The following is a 3724-nucleotide window of genomic DNA, read 5'->3' on the forward strand; positions in this document are numbered from 1 at the left end:
AAGAGCGGATAGAACAGATAGAGACTGCTCTAAATAATCGTCCTAGAAAGACACTGGGCTGGTATACACCCAGTGATATTATGGCTGGTTTTTATACTGTTGCACTTGCCGCTTGAATCCGCCAAATCAAAAAAATACCCTTTGTTGGAAAGGGCATTGAGCAGATAAAGAATTTTAATTATCGCGACGATCACCAACTCGCTTATCAGTATCGCGACGATGATCATCCCAACGTCTTTCTTGAGATTTACCTTGCTGTTGCGTTTTTTGATGATGTTGTACATCGGCCTTTTTACGCTGTTGTTCTGAGCGTTGGCGTTCAAGTTCACGCTTTTTGCGATCCCAATTGGATTGGTTATTTCGATTTTGTTCAGCAGCTCTCTTACGCTGTTCTAATTGATGCTGTTGTTCGCGTTTTTTACGTTCCCAATCCGACTGTTTTTGCCGATTCTGTTCCCACTGGCGACGTTCAAGTTCACGTTTTTTTCGTTCTAACTCCAAGCGGTTTTGACGCTGTTGATATTCCCAACGTTGACGATCCCGTTCTCGGTCATATCGATTGTCATAGTCTCGATCATAACGACGGTCATAGCGATAATCATAACCACCATTGTAATAACCGCCATCTTCTGGAAATGCGACACAACCTACAGCTAAAAATATAGTCGCTAAAGAGAGTATAATCAGTTTTTTAGTCATGGCTTACATCCTTCTTTTAAGGAGTAGCAAAACACTCCGAAATATACATGGAAATTGTCAATGACAAGCTATAAAAAGAAGATTAGCGTATGAATGTTTTTACTGTGTATACACATGATTAGACTTATATAAGATTATGGTCACTTATCGGCTGATCATGTAGAAAATGTGAAGAATATAATAAAAGGAAAGTGGATTTATGGTTGCTTTTAATCGAACGCTACAGACGATGATAGATAAAGGTCAAGGCACTGCAGCACGCACTTTGGATCGATTGCCGAGTTTTGCACAAAAGTCTTTAGCTAAAATTTTAAGATATCCCCACGAATATCCTGAACTTGACCCTTTAATTCAATGCATGATGGCGGCACAATTAATACAAGGGAATAGTGGTTTCATCGGTGAAGATATTATCCACGCGCGTAAAACCTTTGATCTACAAATGCAGGCGATTAAGAGTAAACCCACCCCAGTAAATCGTGTTGAAGATTTACGGCTCCCTTTACATAGTGGCACCATCTTCGCGCGACACTATCATCCTGCACCAAGTAAAAAACTTCCCATGGTGGTGTTTTATCATGGCGGTGGTTTTGTGGTGGGGAGTTTGGACTCTCACGATGAGGTTTGTCGTTTACTTGCGGTCTATGCGAAGGTTCAGGTACTGAGTATTGACTATCCCTTAGCGCCAGAAGCCAGCCCGACAAAACTGATCCAAACCTGTGAAGATGCACTGGCGTGGGTATATCAAAATAGAAAACAGCTTAAAATCTTGAAAAATAGAATTTCTGTGGCAGGCGATAGTGCAGGCGGCAATATTAGTGCAGTCGTTGCCCAGCGTAGTGCCAACAAAGTTTATGCACCACAAGCGCAATTACTGCTCTATCCGGCGGTAGATTTTAAAAGCCGTCATCCATCGTTCCATGCGTATAAAGAAGGTCTAGTTTTAACAGGGACGGATGTCGACTTTGTAACGCACTATTATGCTGAAACTCATCAAGTTGAATTGGATGACCCAATTATTTCACCGACCTACGGCCAACATGACAAATTAGCTCCTGCATTTGTGATTACCGCAGGTCATGATGTATTGCATGATGAAGGTGAAATTTATGCCTACAAGTTACGTCATCGTGGTGTGAAAGTGCATTATCAGGAATACAGTGATCAAGCCCATGGTTTTGTCAACCTAACCCCAATTTCTTATCGGGCTAAAAAGTACGTGATTGAAATCAGTAAAAACTATAGAAAGTTTTGGGATAAACACGTTTAAGCTTTTTTTAATAAATTCGACTATTTGTATAGAAGGTGTTTCACGTGAAACACCTTTTTATTTTTGCTCAATCCTGGCTGCAGGTAGCGTGAGTCTAAATTCGGGAACATAAAAACTCTGTAAATATTTGGCTTGAGAAAAATCTGGAAAGACATCCAGCGTATTTTTCCAGGAGGCTTGTTTGAGTTTACATAACTTGCCACGAAATTGCGGGCTGAATTGATAATTCAAACCTTGCCAGGTCTGATGAATGTTGAGCAGTCGTGCGGGTAAATGATGGCTATTAATATAGAAAGCCTGACTATGTTTGTACTTCTGCAAGCACAAACTCATTTCTTGCTGATCAAATGAAACGTTGCAATACACTACATCATCTTTCATCAACCATTCAAATTGAGCCAATTGTTTCGGAATTCCCCAAAAATGTTGACCATGAACCACAGAAGTTTCGGTAGACACATAAATTTTAGGAATCGAAGATAAACGTCTTTTACTCATTAAAGGGTGATCTAAAATCAGAAGCTCATCATAAGGCCCCACTGGAGATTCATGATAACGAACCAATATAACCTGTATAACTCGTCCAATCGGGGAGGGAGCAAGATGGAAAGCTTGATTGCATTTAATAAAGTTTGGCGTCAACCAGTAATTCAAAATAAAGGCATCACCCAGTAAATTCCAAGGTGGATGGTGATGAAAAGTTGTAGTGGTTAATTCTTCACTCATTGTCATTCTCGTTTTATCTCAAAAAGAGATGCTGTTTTATTTATAGTGAACGATTAATATATAGAAATTGACAATTACAACTTGAAGTAGAAGAGTAAAGAAATGTTAAAACAGACATTATTCGCTGTCGGTGCTGCCTTTATCAGTTTACAAGCGATCGCTGCAAACTCGATTGTAGAAATGAAAACCTCCATGGGAAATATTGAAATAGAGCTCTTTAATGACAAAGCACCTATTTCAGCGAAAAATTTTGAAAGCTATATAAAGGATAACTTTTATAACGGTACCATTTTTCATCGCGTGATTCCAGGCTTCATGATTCAAGGTGGCGGAATGGATGCCAACATGGTGGAGAAGCAAACTAAAGCTCCAATTCAAAATGAATCATATAATGGTTTGAAAAATACCCGTGGCACTTTGGCGATGGCACGTACCAACAGTCCTAATTCAGCAAGCAGCCAATTCTTTATCAATACAGTAGATAACGACTTTCTAAATAAAAGCCAGATGAATGCGGGTTATGCCGTGTTTGGTAAAGTCATTAAAGGAATGGATGTGGTCGATAAAATCACTAAAGTTCCGACTGCAAACTTTGGAATGCATCAAAATGTACCAAAGCAAGCAGTGAAAATCGTCAGTGTGACTGTTAAAGCAGCACCCGAGAAAAACTAATACAAATTAAAGCAGAAATATTTTAGTCATATTTATGCTTTATAATTATGTGCTTAACTGATTTTTAGTGTAATTTTGAACCAAAATAGTGCATAAAAATGCAACACTTAATATAGCAATCAGTTAAAAGCCCTTGCACGTGTAAGAAATTGCCCTATAATGAGCTCATACCAACGCGATACAGCAAACGAACTTAGCTGATTAAGTTAAGTTGTTAGCATTTATTGCGTTGAACTTGTCTCTGACGAAGAGCAAGAAGATCATTAAGAGATTATGAAGAACAACTTGTGTGGATTTTTACTGGTTGATCGATCGAAATTATTTTCATTGATTGATGGTAGAAATTACTCGAAGTTT

Annotated in this window: 4 protein-coding genes and 1 pseudogene; 3 read left to right on the forward strand and 2 right to left on the reverse strand. The window is 38.9% G+C overall.

The window, feature by feature from the left end:
- Positions 1–116 (forward strand): annotated as a pseudogene (locus HLH16_RS00005) (IS30 family transposase); the annotation flags it as partial.
- A 58-nt stretch (positions 117–174) separates the two neighbouring features.
- Here the strand turns inward: HLH16_RS00005 and HLH16_RS00010 are convergent.
- A complete protein-coding gene (locus tag HLH16_RS00010; RefSeq protein ID WP_171527738.1) occupies positions 175–699 on the reverse strand; it encodes a hypothetical protein in 525 nt (174 codons plus the stop codon).
- Between the two features lie 199 nt (positions 700–898).
- Here HLH16_RS00010 and HLH16_RS00015 point away from each other — a divergent pair, with 199 nt between their 5' ends.
- Complete coding sequence (locus tag HLH16_RS00015; protein WP_171527739.1) at positions 899–1969, forward strand: alpha/beta hydrolase; 1071 nt, start codon at positions 899–901, stop codon at positions 1967–1969.
- 57 nt (positions 1970–2026) lie between these two features.
- Here HLH16_RS00015 and HLH16_RS00020 read toward each other — a convergent pair whose 3' ends face one another.
- Entirely contained in the window at positions 2027–2695 is a 669-nt protein-coding gene (locus HLH16_RS00020; protein ID WP_171527740.1) for an acetoacetate decarboxylase family protein, read from the reverse strand.
- A gap of 102 nt (positions 2696–2797) precedes the next feature.
- Between HLH16_RS00020 and HLH16_RS00025 the strand changes: the two genes are divergently transcribed.
- On the forward strand, positions 2798–3367 hold the full coding sequence (locus HLH16_RS00025; protein ID WP_171527741.1) for a peptidylprolyl isomerase: 570 nt from the start codon (positions 2798–2800) through the stop codon (positions 3365–3367).
- Positions 3368–3724: the final 357 nt, after the last annotated feature.

It is taken from the genome of Acinetobacter sp. ANC 5378 (assembly GCF_013004315.1).
Classification (GTDB): domain Bacteria; phylum Pseudomonadota; class Gammaproteobacteria; order Pseudomonadales; family Moraxellaceae; genus Acinetobacter.

Bases quoted from the DNA above. Each gene is read 5' to 3' on its own strand.
- HLH16_RS00010 (WP_171527738.1), bottom strand. From the start codon at position 699: ATGACTAAAAAACTGATTATACTCTCTTTAGCGACTATATTTTTAGCT.
- HLH16_RS00015 (WP_171527739.1), top strand. From the start codon at position 899: ATGGTTGCTTTTAATCGAACGCTACAGACGATGATAGATAAAGGTCAA.
- HLH16_RS00020 (WP_171527740.1), bottom strand. From the start codon at position 2,695: ATGAGTGAAGAATTAACCACTACAACTTTTCATCACCATCCACCTTGG.
- HLH16_RS00025 (WP_171527741.1), top strand. From the start codon at position 2,798: ATGTTAAAACAGACATTATTCGCTGTCGGTGCTGCCTTTATCAGTTTA.